Raw genomic sequence first — 15,053 nt, 5'->3', positions numbered from 1 at the left:
CGCCGACCTCTCGCACACAGGCGGATCATGAGCTGGCGTATCGGCGTCGACATCGGCGGCACCTTCATCGATTTCTGCGCGCTGGAGACCGGGACCAATCGCTTCGAGACCATCAAGGTCCTGACCACGCCCGACGAGCCCGGCAAGGAACTGCTCGACGGACTTGGCCTCCTGCACGAGCGCCACGGCGTCGCGCCGGAAGAGGTCGCCTCCTTCGTCCACGGCACCACGGTCGGCATCAACACCATCATCCAGCGCAAGGGCAGCCAGCTTGCCCTGATCACCACGGCCGGCTTCGAGGACGTCATCGAGCTGGCGCGGCTGCGCATGCCCGAGATGTATTCGCTGTTCTGCGCCAGGCCGGAGCAGCTCATCCCGCGCGACAGGATCTACGGCGTCCGGCAGCGCCAGCTCGCCAGCGGCGAGATCGCCGAGCCGCTCGACACGGACGCGTTGGCAGGCATCGTCGAGGCCATCCGCACCAAGGGCGTCGACGGCGTCATCGTCTCCTTCCTGCATGCCTATCGCAACGGCGTCCATGAGGCGCAGGCCCGTGCCCTGATCACGGAGCTGGCGCCGGAACTCTTCGTCTTCACCACCAGCGAGGTCTGGCCGGTGATCCGCGAATATGAGCGCACCACCACCGCGATCCTGAACGGCTATGTCCATCCGCGCGTCGCCGGCTATCTGACGGCACTGGAGGCTGCGCTGGCCTCGCGTGGTGTGCCGGCGGGTCCGATGCTGACCAAGTCCAATGGCGGCGTGATGAACGCGCAGACCGGCAAGCGCGCCTGCGTCAACATGCTGCTCTCGGGCACGGCCTCGGGCGTCATCGGCGCGGCCTGGCTCGCCGAGCAGGCGGGCGTCCGCAATGTGCTGACGCTCGATATCGGCGGCACCAGCGCCGACCTCGCCTTGATCATCGACGGCCAGCCGCAGTTCGGCACCGGCGAGGTCGTCGGTGACTTCCCGCTCTTCCTGCCCAGCGTCTCCGTGACCTCGATCGGCAGCGGCGGCGGCTCGATCGCCTGGGCCGATGATTTCGGCGTGCTCAAGGTCGGCCCCGAAAGCGCCGGCTCGACGCCGGGCCCGGCCTGCTACGGGCGCGGCGGAACCCGCGCCACCGTCACCGACGCGATGGCGGCGAGCGGCTTCCTCGGCCACACCCCCCTCGCCTACAACCAGATCGGCATGGACCGCGCCCGCGCGGATGCTGTGATCGGCGAGCTCGCCACCAAACTCGGCCAGACCCCGCAGGCCACCGCCGAGGCGATCATCGCGGTCGCGGTCTCCGAGATGTTCGTCGAGGTCAACAAGCTGGTCGCACGCTACGGCGTCGATCTGCGCGATTTCGCGCTGATGCCCTTCGGCGGCGCCGGGCCGATGCTCGGCTGCTTCCTGGCGCGCGAACTCGGCATCCCCCGCGTGCTGGTACCGCACCGCCCCGGCGTGGTCAGCGCGCTGGGCGGCCTGATCGCCGATGTGAAGGGCGACTTCATCCAGACGGTCTTTGCCGCAGCGGTGCCGGATTCACTGCCCGCCTTGCGCGAGGCGCTGGCGCGGCTGAAAACGGACGGGCTCGCCTGGATCAGGGACGACCAGCGCTTCGCCGGCCCCGTGGTCGAGATCCTGACCGCCGACATGCGCTATCACGGCCAGTCCTTCGAGATCGAGGTGCCGCTCTCGGAGACCTGGCTCGCGGATGGCGACCTCGCCCCGATCACCGATGCCTTCCATCGCCAGCATCTGGCGATCTACGACTTCAACGACGTCGCGGCCGAGGTGCAGATCGTAAACCTGCGCCTCGTCGTCAGTGGCGCCACCCCGCGCCCGAACCTCGCGCCGGCAGCCGAGGCGCAGACCGCCACGGCCACGCCGGAGCGCATGATCGAGGTCTGGCTCGACGGTGCGAAGCGCGAAGTCGCGCTCTATCACCGCGACGCCCTGCGCAACGGTCACCGCTTCGCCGGTCCCGCCGTGGTCGCGCAGCAGGACACCACCGTCTGCATCCCCGAGGGCTTCGAGGCGCAAGTCGACGCCTGGCTCAACCTTCACCTCTCTTTGCGTCCGGAGGCCTGAGCATGGTCGATAAGGTCACATTGCAGGTTCTGGCGAACCATTGCCGGGCCGCAGCCGAAAACATGGCCTACACGCTCTACCGCACGGCGCACTCGACCTTCGTCAAGGAAACCGAGGACTTCACCGTGATGGTGATGGACAAGACCGGCCGCGTCGTCGCCGTGCCGATGGATCTTGGCGCGACCTGGTATCCGGGCATGAACTACAACCGCGCCATCGACCTCGTCGACGAATACCGGCCGGGCGACATCGCCTTCACCAATGATCCCTATAGCGGCTATCTCGCGACCCACGCGCCCGACACGCATCTCTGGAAGCCGATCTTCCACGAGGGCGAGATCGTCTGCTTCGTCGGCGGTCATGTCCACAACACCGACATGGGCGGCGCGGTGCCTGCGAGCCTCTCGCGCTCGCTGACCGAAATCCATCAGGAGGGCATCCGCTTCCCGCCGATGACGCTGATGCGCGACGGCGTCTTCGACGAGAAGGTGCTGGCGATCATGTCGATGAACGTCCGCAAGCCGCACCTCAACATGGGCGACCTGAAGGCGCTCGCCGGCGCGCTCAACACCGGTGAGCGCAAGATCCTGGCGATGGTCAGGAAGTTCGGCGCCAAGGGCTTCATGGACGGGCTCGACGGGCTGATGGATTATGCCGAGCATCAGGCCCGCGAGATCCTGCGCACGATGCCCGATGGCGACTATGTCTTCGCCGATTATGCCGACGAGGACGGCGTCGACGGCAATCCCTGCCGATTGAAGCTGACGTTGACCATCAAGGGCGACGAGGCGGTCCTCGACTTCACCGGCTCCGACCCGCAGCTCGGCTCTTCGCTCAATGTGCCCACAGGCTCCGATCCGCGCCACACGCTGCTGCTCGTCGGCGTCTACTACGTCCTCTACACGCTGAACCCGCAGTTGATGCTGAACTCCGGCCTGACCCGGCCCTTTACCTGCATCGCGCCTGAGGGAACGGTGCTGAACCCCTCCTTCCCAGCGGCGGTCGGCATGCGCAGCCTCACCTGCGCCCGGCTGCGCAGCCTGGTCTTCGGCGCCTTCAGCCTCGCCATACCCGAGCGCATGCCCGCCGCGCCCGCCGGCTCCAGCTCGATCGTCAACGTCATGACCACCGACGAGCGCACCCATCGCAGCGTCATCGCGGCGATCAACCCCGTCGTCGGCGGCGGCGGCGGCATGCCGCATCGCGACGGCCCCAACGGCTCGGGCGCGGACGCTGCCTATCTCAAGAACACGCCGATCGAGATTACCGAGACCGAGGTGCCGATCCAGTTCGTGCGTTACGGGCTGCTGCCGGATTCCGGCGGCGCCGGGCGCTGGCGCGGTGGTCTGGCAACCGTGATGGAGTTCAAGGTCTTCTCGCCCAACTCGCGCATCACGGTGCGCAACCGCGACCGCTCGATCTTCCGGCCCTGGGGCACGCTCGGCGGGCTCTCAGCCGAGACCTCGAACTTCATCATCAACCCCGGCGCCGCCAATGAGCGCGTGCTGGGCAATACCGACATCGCCATCGCCGAGCCCGGCGACATCATCCACATCCATTCGCCCGGCGGCGGCGGACGCGGCTCGGCCCTCGACCGCGAACCGGAGCGCGTGCTGCTCGATGTCGAGCGCGGCTATGTCAGCGCGGAGATGGCAAAGACCCGCTACGGCGTCGTCATTGTCGAAGGCGCGGTCGATCTGGACGCCACAGCGGCACTGCGGGCGACGCTGCGCCCAAACGCCCACACGACGCATTTCCATTTCGGCCCTGAGCGCGACGCCTTCGAGCAGGTTTGGCATGCGCGGAACTATGGCGACCTGACAGGACTTCTCTCGGCTCTGCCCGTGCATTGGCGCTTCTTCGTCAAGACCAAGATCTTCGCCGCGATCCGCGATGCGGCCAACGCAGGCGATGTCGAAACCGCTTTCGCAGCCGTCCGGCGCGACTATCCGCAGGTCCCGCAGGTCATGCTGACGGCGGCCTGAACGGCAAGTTCAGCCGGCGACGCTGACAGCGTCGCCGGGACTGATCTCGCCCGGCGTCAACACGTCGCAATAGATTCCGAAATTGCGCCCGTAGCGCTTCACCACAGTGCGCAGCAGATCGACGTCGAGCGGCAACCCCTCTTGCTCCAACGTAATGAAGCCACAGCGAGCGCAGGGCTCGCGGCCCTTCAACACGACATCGCCGATGCGAATCTTGCGGCCGATCCAGTCGGCTTCCGGAATCGGATGCGCACCATCGGGCCAGTCGACGACGATGTTGGGCCGGAAGCGGCGCTCGTCGATGACGCTGCCGGGCATGTCGCGACCCAAGCTGCGCATCGCAGCCGTGGTCAGGAGATGAATCGGCGCATGCTCGTAGCGTGGCCGGAAGCCCTCCCCGCCGAAAGGCACGAACGGCTTCAGGGTCGGCACGAAGCCGAAAAGCTCCGACAGGTCCTGCAGGGCCGGGGTATCATCCGGAGCAGCCCACGAGACACCATCCGCCGAGATCTCGACGCTCTCGCCAGTGAACCGGGCATGGCCATGCGGCACCTTGACGAAGTGCTTCTCGCGCCCGGGCGACGCGATGCGGGCGTCAGTGGCATCGAGCAGGCCCCAGATCCGGTCCCCCGCGACGCCTGACGCCGTGACCGGCGCGCGCTCCAGCCGCTCGCCGCCCATCGAACTGACCGGATAGCGCCAGAGCGCCGAGACCGCCCCCGTCACGGCAGTGTCCGTCACGGCATGTCCATTCGCGGATCGAAAGCGTCGCGCAGGCCATCGCCGATGAAGTTGAAGCTCGTCACGGCCAATGTGATCGCGGCCCCCGGAATGATCGCGAGCCACGGCGCACTGGTCAGATAGCTCTGGGCGTTTTCCAGCATGTTGCCCCAGCTCGGGGTCGGCGGCTGGATGCCGTAGCCGAGGAAGGAGATGTAGCTCTCGGCCAGGATCGCATGGGCGACGTTCAGGGTCGCGGCGACCACGATCGGCGCGATCGCATTGGGCAGGAGCTCGCGCGTCATGATGCGGAAATTACTCGACCCCATCGCCACCGCCGCCTGCGCGAATTCGCGCGTCCGCAGCGAGCGGATCTGCGCCTCGACGACGCGCGCCACCTCCATCCAGGAGGTCATCGCGATCAAGAGCACGATCGAGGGCACCGAGGGCTGGATCAGCGCCGAGATCGCCAGCAGCAGGAAGATCGAGGGGAAGCATAGCATCGCATCGACGAAGCGCATCAGCGCCGCCCCGATGACGCCCTCGTAGAAGCCGGCCGCGAGCCCGACCATGATTCCGATGCCCATCGAGATCACCATCGCGCAGAAACCGACCGCCAGCGAAATCCGGCCCGCCATCAGGAGCCGTGCGAGGATGTCGCGTCCAAGCGGGTCGGTCCCAAGGATGTGCGGGCCACCGAAGGGCGGCGCGAAGCGCTGGCGGATATCGATGAAGGTGTCGCTATAGGGCAGCAGCAACGGCCCGATGGCGCAGGCGAGTGTCATCAGTACGATCACGATCGCTCCAAAAACCGCGAGCTTGTGCCGACGGAAGCGGCGCATCGCGCGCCCATTCCAGAAGCCGTCCTCGCGGACGGGCGCGGCGTCGAAGGTCGGTTCGAGGCTCATCGGCGGCTCCCTGAGATGCGGGGATCGGCGACGCCGTAGAGCAGATCGGCGAGCAGGCTGCCGAGCAGCACCATGACGGCCGTGAACATCAGGATGCCCATCACGACGGGATAGTCGCGGTAGCTGATCGAATCCAGGAAGAGCCGGCCCATGCCGGGCCAGGTGAAGACCGTTTCCGTCACCAGCGCGCCCGAGAGCAGCGAGGGCACATGCAGCCCGGTGATGGTGATCATCGGCAGCAGCGCATTGCGCAGCACATGCGTCATCAGGATGCGCCGCTCCGGCACGCCCTTGGCACGCGCCGTGCGGACAAAATCCTGGTTGATCACGTCGAGCATCGAGGAGCGCATGTAGCGGCTCCAGACCGCCGTCGAGACCAGCGCCAGCACGACGCAGGGGCCGATCAGGTGATGCAGCCGATTCAGGAAGGAGCCGTCACCGATGGTGAAGCGATTGCCCGAGGGCAGCCAGCCGAGCCCGACCGAAAAGACATAGATCACCACGAGCCCGAACCAGAAGGTCGGGATCGACAGCGCGATCATCGTGCCGATCGTCGCGATGCCATCGAACAGCGAATAGCGATTGACGGCGCCGAAGATGCCGATCCACGCACCGATGAACATGGCGAGCAGCGTCGAGGTCAGCATCAGCTCCAGCGTCGGCCCGAGATGGCCGGCGATGATGTGCAGGACCGGCTGCTGATCGCGATAGGACACGCCCCAGTCGCCTGACAGCATGCGCCAGAGCCACTCGGCATATTGCACAGGAAGAGCCCGGTTGAGCCCGAGCTGCTCGGCGATGCGGTCGAGATCCTCCTGGGACATGTCGCCGCCGGCGGCGAACTGGGACATGGGCCCGCCGGGAGCCAGATGCAGGATCGCAAAGCCGATCATCGAGACGATGAGCAGCAACAGCAGCGCCTGCATCAGCCGTTGTAGAAGAAACGAGCTCATGATGCGAACATCCCCGCGAGAGCGGTCATCGCCTCAGCGCGCCCAGTACCAGCTGCCCATGTTCCAGGTGTTCTGGCGGGCATTGACGTTGGGCACGAAGCCGACCAGCCCTTCCTTGTAACCCTCGATCGGGGCGTACTGGAAGATCGGCAGGATCGGCAGCTCCTCGCGGACCAGTTCCTGAAGCTTGAAGTAGATCGCCTTGCGCTTCTCCTGATCGAAGGTCGTCTGGCCTTCCTTCATCAGCGCGTCGGCCTCGGCGTTTTGCCACTGCATCTGGTTGGCGCCGTTGCCGGACTTGGCGGGGATCGCGTCCGAGCCGAAGCGATGCGCCGGATCGGGATCGATCACAGTGCGGAAGGCGGTGCCGACGACCAGCGAGTCGAATTTCGAGCGGGTATAGAAATCACCCCAGATCACGGCGGCCGGCATGTTGTTGATCGTCATCTTGACGCCGACCTGCTGCCAGTCCTGCATCATCAGCTGCTGGGCCTGCTCGCGCAGCGCAGCGCCCGTGGTGGTCGAGACGGCGAAGGTCAGTGGCACGCCGTCCTTCATGCGCGTCCCGGAGCCCGAGCGCTTCCAGCCGGCGTCGTCGAGGATCTTGTTGGCCTTGGCGAGATCATACTGCTGCTTGGGCAACTTGGGATTGTAGGCCCAGGATTCCTGCGGCGCGAAGGATTCGGTCGGCGTGTGGGTGCCGTAATAGATGATGTCGATGATCGCCTGCTTGTTGATCGAGGCGTAGAGCGCCTGGCGGACGGCCTTGTCCTTCAGAACCGGGTGCTCGAGGTTCGGCATCAGGATTTCGAGCGAGGCGCTCGGGATCTTCATGACCTTGCGCCCCGGCAGCTTGACCGCCTCGGCATAGAAGTTCGCGGGAATGCCGGTACCGATGATCAGGTCGACCTGCCCCGTCCGGAACTGGGCGTAGAGCGCCGTCTGGTCGGGGACGTATTTCAGCACGGCGCGCTCCAGATAGGGGCCCTTGCCGTGATATTTCTCGTTGGCGACGAGCTGGATGTTGTCGCCCGGCGTGCGCGTGCCCCATTTGAACGGGCCGGTCCCCACCGGAGCCGCATTATAGGGCGCGGTGTTGGGGTCGGCAGCCTTCTCCAGAAGATGCTTGGGGACGATGAAGGTGTTGGAGAGCAGCGCGAGATAGGGCGCGTAGGCTTTCTCCATGCGCCAGGAGATCTCCAGCGGTCCGGAGACCTTGATGTCCCTGACCAGCGCATGGCCGACGCGGGTGCGCGCCTTGAATCCCGGCGCATTGATCAGCTCGAGCGTGTATTTCACGTCCTCGGCGGTGAACGGCGTGCCGTCATGCCAGGTCACGCCCTCGCGCAGCTTGACCTTCCAGGCAAGGCCGCCATCGGAAATGCCGCCATTGGCCTCGCTGGGAATCTCGGCTGCGAGGTCCGCGACGAGCGAGCCGTCGGGCTGCGCCAGCCACATCGTGTTGAAGATCTGCATCCAGACGGTCTCATCCACCTCGATGCCCGGCATCAGCGGGTTGAAGGCGACCGGCTCCTGCGACAGGCCGACGACGACCTGACCGGTCGGCTTGGACGGCGGAGGCGGTGCGGCCTTGGTCTGGGCGCGGGCGCCGCTGAAGCCGGAGGCTGCAAGGAGGCCGCCCGCGCCGAGCGCGAGCATATCGCGCCGATGGATGGCGGGCATCGGCAAGGCCAGGCTCGATGTGCTGCCCGAACGGCCGTCAGAATTCTTCGTCATCGGAAACCCCTCTTTATGAGCGAGATCCTGCTCTGCAGCAGGCGATCGCGGTTGGCCGATTGATCGGCCTTCCCCTCAGGTTAGGCAGCCTCGGCGGTATCCGACGCCGATCGTCCGCGGCAGCTGCACAGAATATGCCGATTCAACCGGCGCCTTCGGCATAGGCTTCTGTCGGGATGCGATGGTATCGGAGTCCCGTCACCGGCCCATGCCGAAGGATTCTGATAACCGATGTCGCCCCCGGTCACCCGTATCCGCAGCGACGAGACGCTGCCTCCTGCCGCCGATGTCGTCGTGATCGGTGGCGGCATCGCCGGCATCACCGCCGCCTACCATCTGGCGAAAAAGGGCCATTCCGTCGCCGTGGTCGAGAAGGGCTATGTCGCGGGCGAGCAGTCGAGCCGCAACTGGGGCTGGTGCCGCCAGCAAAATCGCGACCTCCGCGAATTGCCGCTTGCCCAGCGCGCCGTCGAGATGTGGAACGGGCTGAACGAGGAACTCGGCACCGACACCGGCTTCCGCCGCACCGGCCTGGTCTATGTGACCACCAAGCAGGACGATCTCGACGCCTGGTCGAACTGGATCGACAAGGCACGCGAGATGCAGATGCACAGCCGCGTACTCTCGGCCGCCGAGGCTAAGGCGATGTCGCCGGGTTCGACCGAAGCCTGGGTCGGCGGCGTGCATTCGCCAACCGATGGCAAGGCCGAGCCGGCGCTGGCGGTCCCGGCCTTCGCCGAAGCGGCCCGCAGGCTCGGCGTCACCATCCATCAGGACTGCGCGGCACGCGGACTCGAAACCTCGGCGGGCAGAGTCTCCGCCGTCGTCACCGAGAAGGGCACGATCAGGACCGGCACGGTCCTCGTCGCCGGCGGCGTCTGGACCTCGATGTTCTGCCGCCATCACGGCATCGACATGCCGCTTGCCGGCGTGCAGTCGACCTCGTTCTTCACCGCACCCGCGCCCGAGGTCACCACAGGCGGCATCTCGACGCCCGACGTCACTTTCAGGCGGCGCCTCGATGGCGGTTATACGATCGGCATCAGCGGGCGCGGCCTGCTCCGGCTCAGCCCTCAGGGCATGATGTATGCCAAGCCGTTCTGGCGCACCTTCAAGAAGCGCCACAGGCTCCTGTCCATCACGGCCGACAAGACCTTCTTCGCCGGCCCCGAGGCGCTGATGCGCTGGACGAACGACAGCGTCTCGCCCTTCGAGCGCATGCGCTCCTATGACCCGCCGCCGCAGGAGAAGCTGATCCGCTTCGCGATGAAGCGCATCGGCGAGATCTATCCGCAGCTCGCCGATGTGAAGATCATGCATAAATATGGCGGGTTGATCGACTTCACGCCGGATTGGGTGCCGGTGATCTCGGCGATCGACAAGCTGCCCGGCCTGCACGTCTCCGCCGGCTTCAGCGGGCACGGTTTCGGCATCGGCCCGGCCGCAGGCAAGCTCGCCGCCGACATCATCGCCGGCGACGCCCCCATCGTCGATCCTCACCCCTTCCGCTACAGCCGCCTCGTTGATGGCACCGACCTCGGCGAACCCGGCCTGATGTGACGAGCGCTCCATGGCTTTCGTCGGCATCCGGCGATAAGCCGGATATCTGAGCGAAAGCGGAGAGACGATCATGCTGCGGACCGTGCAAGGCTGTGCCCAAGACCTCGCGACGGGAGCCGTGACCGCGCGCGCCCTGGTCGAGGAATGCCTCGCCGCGATCGCAAACCCCGCAGGCGAAGGCTCCCGCGCCTTCATCTCCGTCTCGGCCGAGGCTGCGCGCGCATCCGCCGATGCCCATGACGCCCTGCGCCGCGCCGGCCGTCAGCCCTCGCCCTATGCCGGCATCCCCTTCGCGGTGAAGGATCTCTACGACGTCGCGGGCGAGCAGACCCGCGCCGGCTCGCGCGCGCTTGCCGATGCCGCCCCCGCAACGGCCCATGCGCCAACGATCGCGCGCATGCTCGCCGCCGGCCTCATCCCCATCGGCCGGACCAACATGACCGAATTCGCCTATTCCGGAATCGGCGCCAACCCGCATTACGGCACGCCGCTCAGCCCGTGGGACCGTGCCTCGGCCCGCATCCCCGGCGGCTCCTCCTCGGGTTCGGCGGTCGCGGTCGCCGACGGCATGGCGGTTGTCGCGCTCGGCAGCGACACCGGCGGCTCGTGCCGCATCCCGGCCGCGCTCTGCGGCATCGTCGGCTACAAGCCCACCGCCAGCCGCGTACCGCTCGATGGCGTCGTGCCGCTCTCAGGGACCCTCGATTCGCTCGGCCCGCTCGGCGCCAGTGTCTCTTGCTGTGCGATCGTCGATGCGATCCTGGCAGGAGAAGACCCCGTCCTGCCTACGCCCCGCCCGCTGGCTGGCCTCCGGCTCGCCATCCCCCGCGAGATCATGCGCGACGGCATGGACGCGACCGTCACTGCTGCCTTCGAAGGCGCGGTCGCGACGCTGAAGGCCAAGGGAGCCATCATCGTCGAGGTCTCCTTCCAACCGCTGCTCGACATCGGCCGCGCCATGAGCCGGGGCGGCTTTACTGGGCCGGAATCCTATGACTGGCACCGAGACCTCCTCACCCGGAAGGGCGACCTCTACGATCCGCGCGTCCGCAGCCGGATCGAACCCGGCGCGACGATGAGCGCCGCCGACTATGTCGCGCTGACCGCCGCACGCCGGCGCATCATAGCGGCGATGGACGTGCTCACCGCCCCCTTCGACGCGCTGCTGGTGCCAACCTGCCCGATCGTGCCGCCGCGTATCGCGGAACTGGCGGAGGACGCCGAGTATTTCCGGCTGAACGCGATGCTCCTGCGCAACCCCAGCCTGGGCAATTTCCTCGACCGCTGCGCGATCAGCCTGCCCTGCAACACAGCAGGCGAGGCGCCCGTGGGACTGATGCTGGTGGGCGAGACCGGCGGCGACCATGCCCTGTTCGCGATCGCGGCCGGCATCGAGGCGGCGCTGGCCGCATGATGCGAAAATGATCCAAGGCAGCGGCCCGGCAGCCGGTTAAAGCATCCGGCCAGGACCTGCCGGAGAACCTTCATGAGCCCGACGATCAAGCGCATCGACAGCGATGCGCGCCTGCCGGCCGAAGCCGATGTCGTCGTGATCGGCGGCGGCATCGTCGGCGCGGCCGCGGCCTACTTTCTGGCGAAGCGCGGCCTCTCCATCGCCCTTGTGGAGAAGGGCGTGGTCGGCGGCGAGCAGTCGAGCCGCAACTGGGGCTGGTGCCGCCAGCAGAACCGCGACGCGCGCGAACTACCCTTGGCGATCCGCTCGATGGAATTATGGGATAGCCTTGCCGGAGAGATCGGCGAGGATTTAGGCTTCCGCCGCTGCGGTCTGGTCTACGCCACAAACGACGTCGCCCAGATCGCGCAATGGGAGCGCTGGCGCGAGACGGCCAGGCAGTTCGGCGTCGAGACCCGCATGCTGACCGGAGCGGAAGCTTCCGCCATGACGGCGGGCACCGGCCGCGAATGGCTCGGCGGCGTGCATTCGATCACCGACGGCAAGGCCGAGCCGGCGTTGGCCGCACCAATTCTTGCACTGGGCGCCCGCAAGCATGGCGCGACCATCCACCAGGGCTGCTCCGCACGCGGCCTCGACATCACCAATGGCGCGGTGACCGGCGTGGTCACGGAAAAGGGCGTGATCCGCACCGGTTCGGTGATCCTGTCGGGCGGCGCCTGGGCATCCAGCTTCTGCCGCCATCACGGCATCGTCTTTCCGCAGGCGAGCATCCGGGCGACCAGCCTGCGCACCGAGATCGCGCCGGCCTGGCTCGACGCCTTCTATACGCCCGAGATCGCCCTGACGCGCCGCCTCGACGGCAGCTACACCATCGCGATCAGCGGCCGGGGCACGCTCGAGCTGACGCCGCAGGGTATCCGCTATGCCCGCCAGTTCATGCCGATGTTCATCAAGCGGCTCAAGGCTGTCGAGTTCGGCATCGGCTCCTCCTTCTTCAACGGGCCGGAAGCGCTCGGTGGCTGGAGCCTGGACAAGGAAACCCCGTTCGAGCGCATTCGCGTGCTCGACCCCGCGCCGAGCCGCAATGCGGTCACGAGACTGATGGAACGCGCCCAGGCGCTCGTTCCCGCATTGCGCGGCATCGCCATCCGCGAAAGCTGGGGTGCTTACATCGATTCCACGCCCGACGCCGTGCCGGTGATCTCGCCGACGGTGGGCTTGAAGGGCCTTGTCCTGGCCGCTGGCCTCAGCGGGCATGGTTTCGGACTCGGCCCCGGCGCGGGCCATCTCGCGGCCGACCTTGCCACCGGCGACACGCCGATCGTCGATCCCCGCCCCTTCCGGCATGCGCGCCTGCTCGACGGGTCGCAGGGCGAAGTCGGCGAGTTCTGACGCGGCGCCACCAAGGCGGCAATCCATGCCGCCAGGGCGGTTGCCATCGGCATAATCTTGGGCACCCCGCCCGCAAATCCGCGCCCGCCACCGCGCCACACGGCTAGCCTTGTCTCATCGGCGGTATCCTCCGCCCTGCAGTGAAGCGAGCGGATCATGACCATCTGGCGGCCGAAATTCATCACCTTCGATTGCTACGGCACGCTGATCGATTTCCAGATGGGCCCGGCCGCGCGCCGCGTCTATGGCGAAAGGCTCTCACTCCCAGTGCTCGACGGTTTCGTCGAGAGTTTCCGCGGCTATCGCCTCGACGAGGTTCTCGGCGCCTGGAAGCCCTTCGATCAGGTGATCGCGAATGCCGTCGAGCGGAGTTGCAAGGTCTGGAACATCCCCTTCGATCCGGCCGATGCGGCGGCGATCTATGCTGAGATTCCGAGCTGGATCCCGCATCCCGACGTGCCCGGCGGCCTTGCAAGGATTGGCGGCACGATCCCGCTCGTGGTCCTCTCGAATTCGATGATCGACCTGATCCCGTATTCGATGGTCAAGCTCGGCGCGCCTTTCCATGCTGCCTATACGGCGCAGGAGGCACAGGCCTACAAGCCGCTGCAGCGCGCCTTCGAATACATGTTCGACAGCCTCGGCTGCGCGCCAGCCGATGTAATGCACTGCTCGTCGAGCCTGCGCTACGACCTGATGACCGCCTATGACATGAAGGTCGGCCAACGCGTCCTCGTGAACCGCGGCCATGAGCCCGGCGTCGGCGGCTACGACTACACCGAGATCACCAGCATCGCGCAGCTGCCAGGTCTGGTCGGGCTCTGAGCCGATGAGCGATTTCGCGCCGGACTCGATTACCTTCTCGACCGGCCATTACATCGGCGGCCGAAACGTCTCGGAGGGCGAGCGCATCCCCGTCGCTCGGCCCTCCGACCTTGTCGACTATGCCGATCTCCCCGTCGCCACGGCCGAGACCGTCGACCGCGCCGTCGCCGACGCGACCCGGGCCGTGGCAGGCAGCGGCTGGGCGACGCAGCCTCCGCGCGAGCGCGCTCGCGCCATGCGCCGCTGGGCCGATCTGATCGAGGAGCGCGCGGTCGAGCTCGGCCGGCTCGAGGCTGTCGGTTCGACCCGGCCGATCGCCCAAGCCGTGACCGGCGACGTCGCCAGCGTTGCCGAGGGCATCCGCTTCTTCTCGGAATGGGCCGACAAGCTCGGCGGCGACGTGGCCGCGACCCGCCACGACCATCTCGGCCTGATCGTCTCCGAGCCCTATGGGGTCGTCGGCGCGATCACGCCCTGGAACTTTCCGCTCAGCATGGCCTCATGGAAGGTCGGACCGGCGCTGGCCGCCGGCAACGCCATCGTACTCAAACCCTCGGAACTGACGCCCTTCTCCACGGTGCGACTGGCGGAACTCGCCGTCGAGGCCGGCATTCCCGCTGGCATCTTCAACGTCGTGCAGGGCAACGGCATGGTCACGGGCGACGCGCTCTCGCGCCATCCCGCCATCGCCAAGCTCTCCTTCACCGGCTCGACGCACACCGGCATCGCCGTGATGAAGGCGGCGGCGGAAAGCGGCATCAAGCCGGTGACGCTGGAGCTCGGCGGAAAAAGCCCGCAGCTCGTCTTCGCCGACGCCGATCTGGACAAGGCCGCCGCCTGCATCGCCGGCTCGCTCATCGGCAATGCCGGCCAGGCCTGCGTCGCCGGCTCGCGCCTGATCGTGCAGCGCGCCGTGATGGCCGAACTGGTCGAGCGGCTGAAGGGCAAGCTCGCGACTGTGACGCCGGGCCCGACCTGGAAGGCTGCGACAGGCTACGCTCCGATCATCTCGGAAACGCAGGCCCGCCGCATCGATCGCATCCTCGCCGAAAGCAGCCGGCAGGGCGCCGAATGCCTGCTCGGAGGCGGCCGCATCGAGGGATATGGCGGCGCCTTCTACCAGCCGACGCTGCTCGGCAACGTCACCGCAGAAACCGCCGCCGTGCGCGAGGAAATCTTCGGCCCGGTGCTGACGATCCAGGCCTTCGACGATGACGAAGAGGGCCTGGCTTTGGCCGACCATCCCGAATACGGCTTGGCGGCGGGCGTCTACACCGCCGATCTCGGCCGTGGCCTGCGGGCGATGCGCGCGCTCAAGGCAGGCACGGTCTGGATCAACCGCTACAGCCGCACGCTCGACTTTATCCTGCCGACAGGCGGCTACAAGAGCTCCGGCATCGGCAAGGATCTCGGCCGGCAGGCGGTCGAAGCCAACCTCCGGCACAAGACGGTGCTGATCGACATCGGCGGCTGAACG

Annotated in this window: 11 protein-coding genes; 7 read left to right on the top strand and 4 right to left on the bottom strand. The window is 67.1% G+C overall.

Annotated elements, in window-relative coordinates:
- Positions 1-27 precede the first annotated feature (27 nt).
- Positions 28-2,079, top strand: a complete 2,052-nt coding sequence (locus tag AC1DYU_RS08545; protein ID WP_476791249.1) for a hydantoinase/oxoprolinase family protein — start codon at positions 28-30, stop codon at positions 2,077-2,079.
- Between the two features lie 2 nt (positions 2,080-2,081).
- Positions 2,082-4,064 carry a hydantoinase B/oxoprolinase family protein gene (locus AC1DYU_RS08540; protein WP_476791248.1) on the top strand — a complete coding sequence of 661 codons (1,983 nt, stop codon included), beginning with the start codon at positions 2,082-2,084 and terminating at the stop codon, positions 4,062-4,064.
- Between the two features lie 9 nt (positions 4,065-4,073).
- Here AC1DYU_RS08540 and AC1DYU_RS08535 read toward each other — a convergent pair whose 3' ends face one another.
- The 4 genes from AC1DYU_RS08535 to AC1DYU_RS08520 are packed head-to-tail and all read right to left on the bottom strand — an operon-like array spanning position 4,074 to position 8,382.
- Complete coding sequence (locus tag AC1DYU_RS08535; RefSeq protein WP_476791247.1) at positions 4,074-4,805, bottom strand: MOSC domain-containing protein; 732 nt, start codon at positions 4,803-4,805, stop codon at positions 4,074-4,076.
- On the bottom strand, positions 4,802-5,692 hold the full coding sequence (locus tag AC1DYU_RS08530) for an ABC transporter permease (protein WP_476791246.1): 891 nt from the start codon (positions 5,690-5,692) through the stop codon (positions 4,802-4,804). The genes AC1DYU_RS08535 and AC1DYU_RS08530 overlap by 4 nt, the downstream gene beginning before the upstream one ends.
- Complete coding sequence (locus AC1DYU_RS08525; RefSeq protein ID WP_476791245.1) at positions 5,689-6,645, bottom strand: ABC transporter permease; 957 nt, start codon at positions 6,643-6,645, stop codon at positions 5,689-5,691. The genes AC1DYU_RS08530 and AC1DYU_RS08525 overlap by 4 nt, the downstream gene beginning before the upstream one ends.
- A 33-nt stretch (positions 6,646-6,678) precedes the next feature.
- Complete coding sequence (locus AC1DYU_RS08520; RefSeq protein ID WP_476791244.1) at positions 6,679-8,382, bottom strand: peptide ABC transporter substrate-binding protein; 1,704 nt, start codon at positions 8,380-8,382, stop codon at positions 6,679-6,681.
- Between the two features lie 231 nt (positions 8,383-8,613).
- Between AC1DYU_RS08520 and AC1DYU_RS08515 the strand changes: the two genes are divergently transcribed.
- The 5 genes from AC1DYU_RS08515 (at position 8,614) to AC1DYU_RS08495 (ending at position 15,050) form a co-directional block, all read left to right on the top strand.
- Complete coding sequence (locus tag AC1DYU_RS08515; protein ID WP_476791243.1) at positions 8,614-9,942, top strand: NAD(P)/FAD-dependent oxidoreductase; 1,329 nt, start codon at positions 8,614-8,616, stop codon at positions 9,940-9,942.
- 70 nt (positions 9,943-10,012) lie between these two features.
- The gene (locus AC1DYU_RS08510; RefSeq protein WP_476791242.1) at positions 10,013-11,356 is read left to right on the top strand and encodes an amidase; all 1,344 of its coding nucleotides are present in this window, start codon (positions 10,013-10,015) and stop codon (positions 11,354-11,356) included.
- 72 nt (positions 11,357-11,428) lie between these two features.
- Positions 11,429-12,751: an NAD(P)/FAD-dependent oxidoreductase gene (locus tag AC1DYU_RS08505; RefSeq protein WP_476791241.1), complete on the top strand. Its 1,323-nt coding sequence runs from the start codon at positions 11,429-11,431 to the stop codon at positions 12,749-12,751.
- A 156-nt stretch (positions 12,752-12,907) separates the two neighbouring features.
- Positions 12,908-13,576: a haloacid dehalogenase type II gene (locus AC1DYU_RS08500; protein ID WP_476791240.1), complete on the top strand. Its 669-nt coding sequence runs from the start codon at positions 12,908-12,910 to the stop codon at positions 13,574-13,576.
- Positions 13,577-13,580: 4 nt separating this feature from the next.
- Entirely contained in the window at positions 13,581-15,050 is a 1,470-nt protein-coding gene (locus AC1DYU_RS08495; protein WP_476791239.1) for an aldehyde dehydrogenase family protein, read from the top strand.
- Positions 15,051-15,053: the final 3 nt, after the last annotated feature.

Source organism: Allobosea sp. P2_B12 (assembly GCF_056404835.1).
Note: the sequence above shows the minus strand (reverse complement) of the source record. Positions and strands in the feature narration are given on the sequence as shown.

Bases quoted from the DNA above. Each gene is read 5' to 3' on its own strand.
- AC1DYU_RS08545 (WP_476791249.1), top strand. From the start codon at position 28: ATGAGCTGGCGTATCGGCGTCGACATCGGCGGCACCTTCATCGATTTC.
- AC1DYU_RS08540 (WP_476791248.1), top strand. From the start codon at position 2,082: ATGGTCGATAAGGTCACATTGCAGGTTCTGGCGAACCATTGCCGGGCC.
- AC1DYU_RS08530 (WP_476791246.1), bottom strand. From the start codon at position 5,692: ATGAGCCTCGAACCGACCTTCGACGCCGCGCCCGTCCGCGAGGACGGC.
- AC1DYU_RS08525 (WP_476791245.1), bottom strand. From the start codon at position 6,645: ATGAGCTCGTTTCTTCTACAACGGCTGATGCAGGCGCTGCTGTTGCTG.
- AC1DYU_RS08520 (WP_476791244.1), bottom strand. From the start codon at position 8,382: ATGACGAAGAATTCTGACGGCCGTTCGGGCAGCACATCGAGCCTGGCC.
- AC1DYU_RS08515 (WP_476791243.1), top strand. From the start codon at position 8,614: ATGTCGCCCCCGGTCACCCGTATCCGCAGCGACGAGACGCTGCCTCCT.
- AC1DYU_RS08510 (WP_476791242.1), top strand. From the start codon at position 10,013: ATGCTGCGGACCGTGCAAGGCTGTGCCCAAGACCTCGCGACGGGAGCC.
- AC1DYU_RS08505 (WP_476791241.1), top strand. From the start codon at position 11,429: ATGAGCCCGACGATCAAGCGCATCGACAGCGATGCGCGCCTGCCGGCC.
- AC1DYU_RS08500 (WP_476791240.1), top strand. From the start codon at position 12,908: ATGACCATCTGGCGGCCGAAATTCATCACCTTCGATTGCTACGGCACG.
- AC1DYU_RS08495 (WP_476791239.1), top strand. From the start codon at position 13,581: ATGAGCGATTTCGCGCCGGACTCGATTACCTTCTCGACCGGCCATTAC.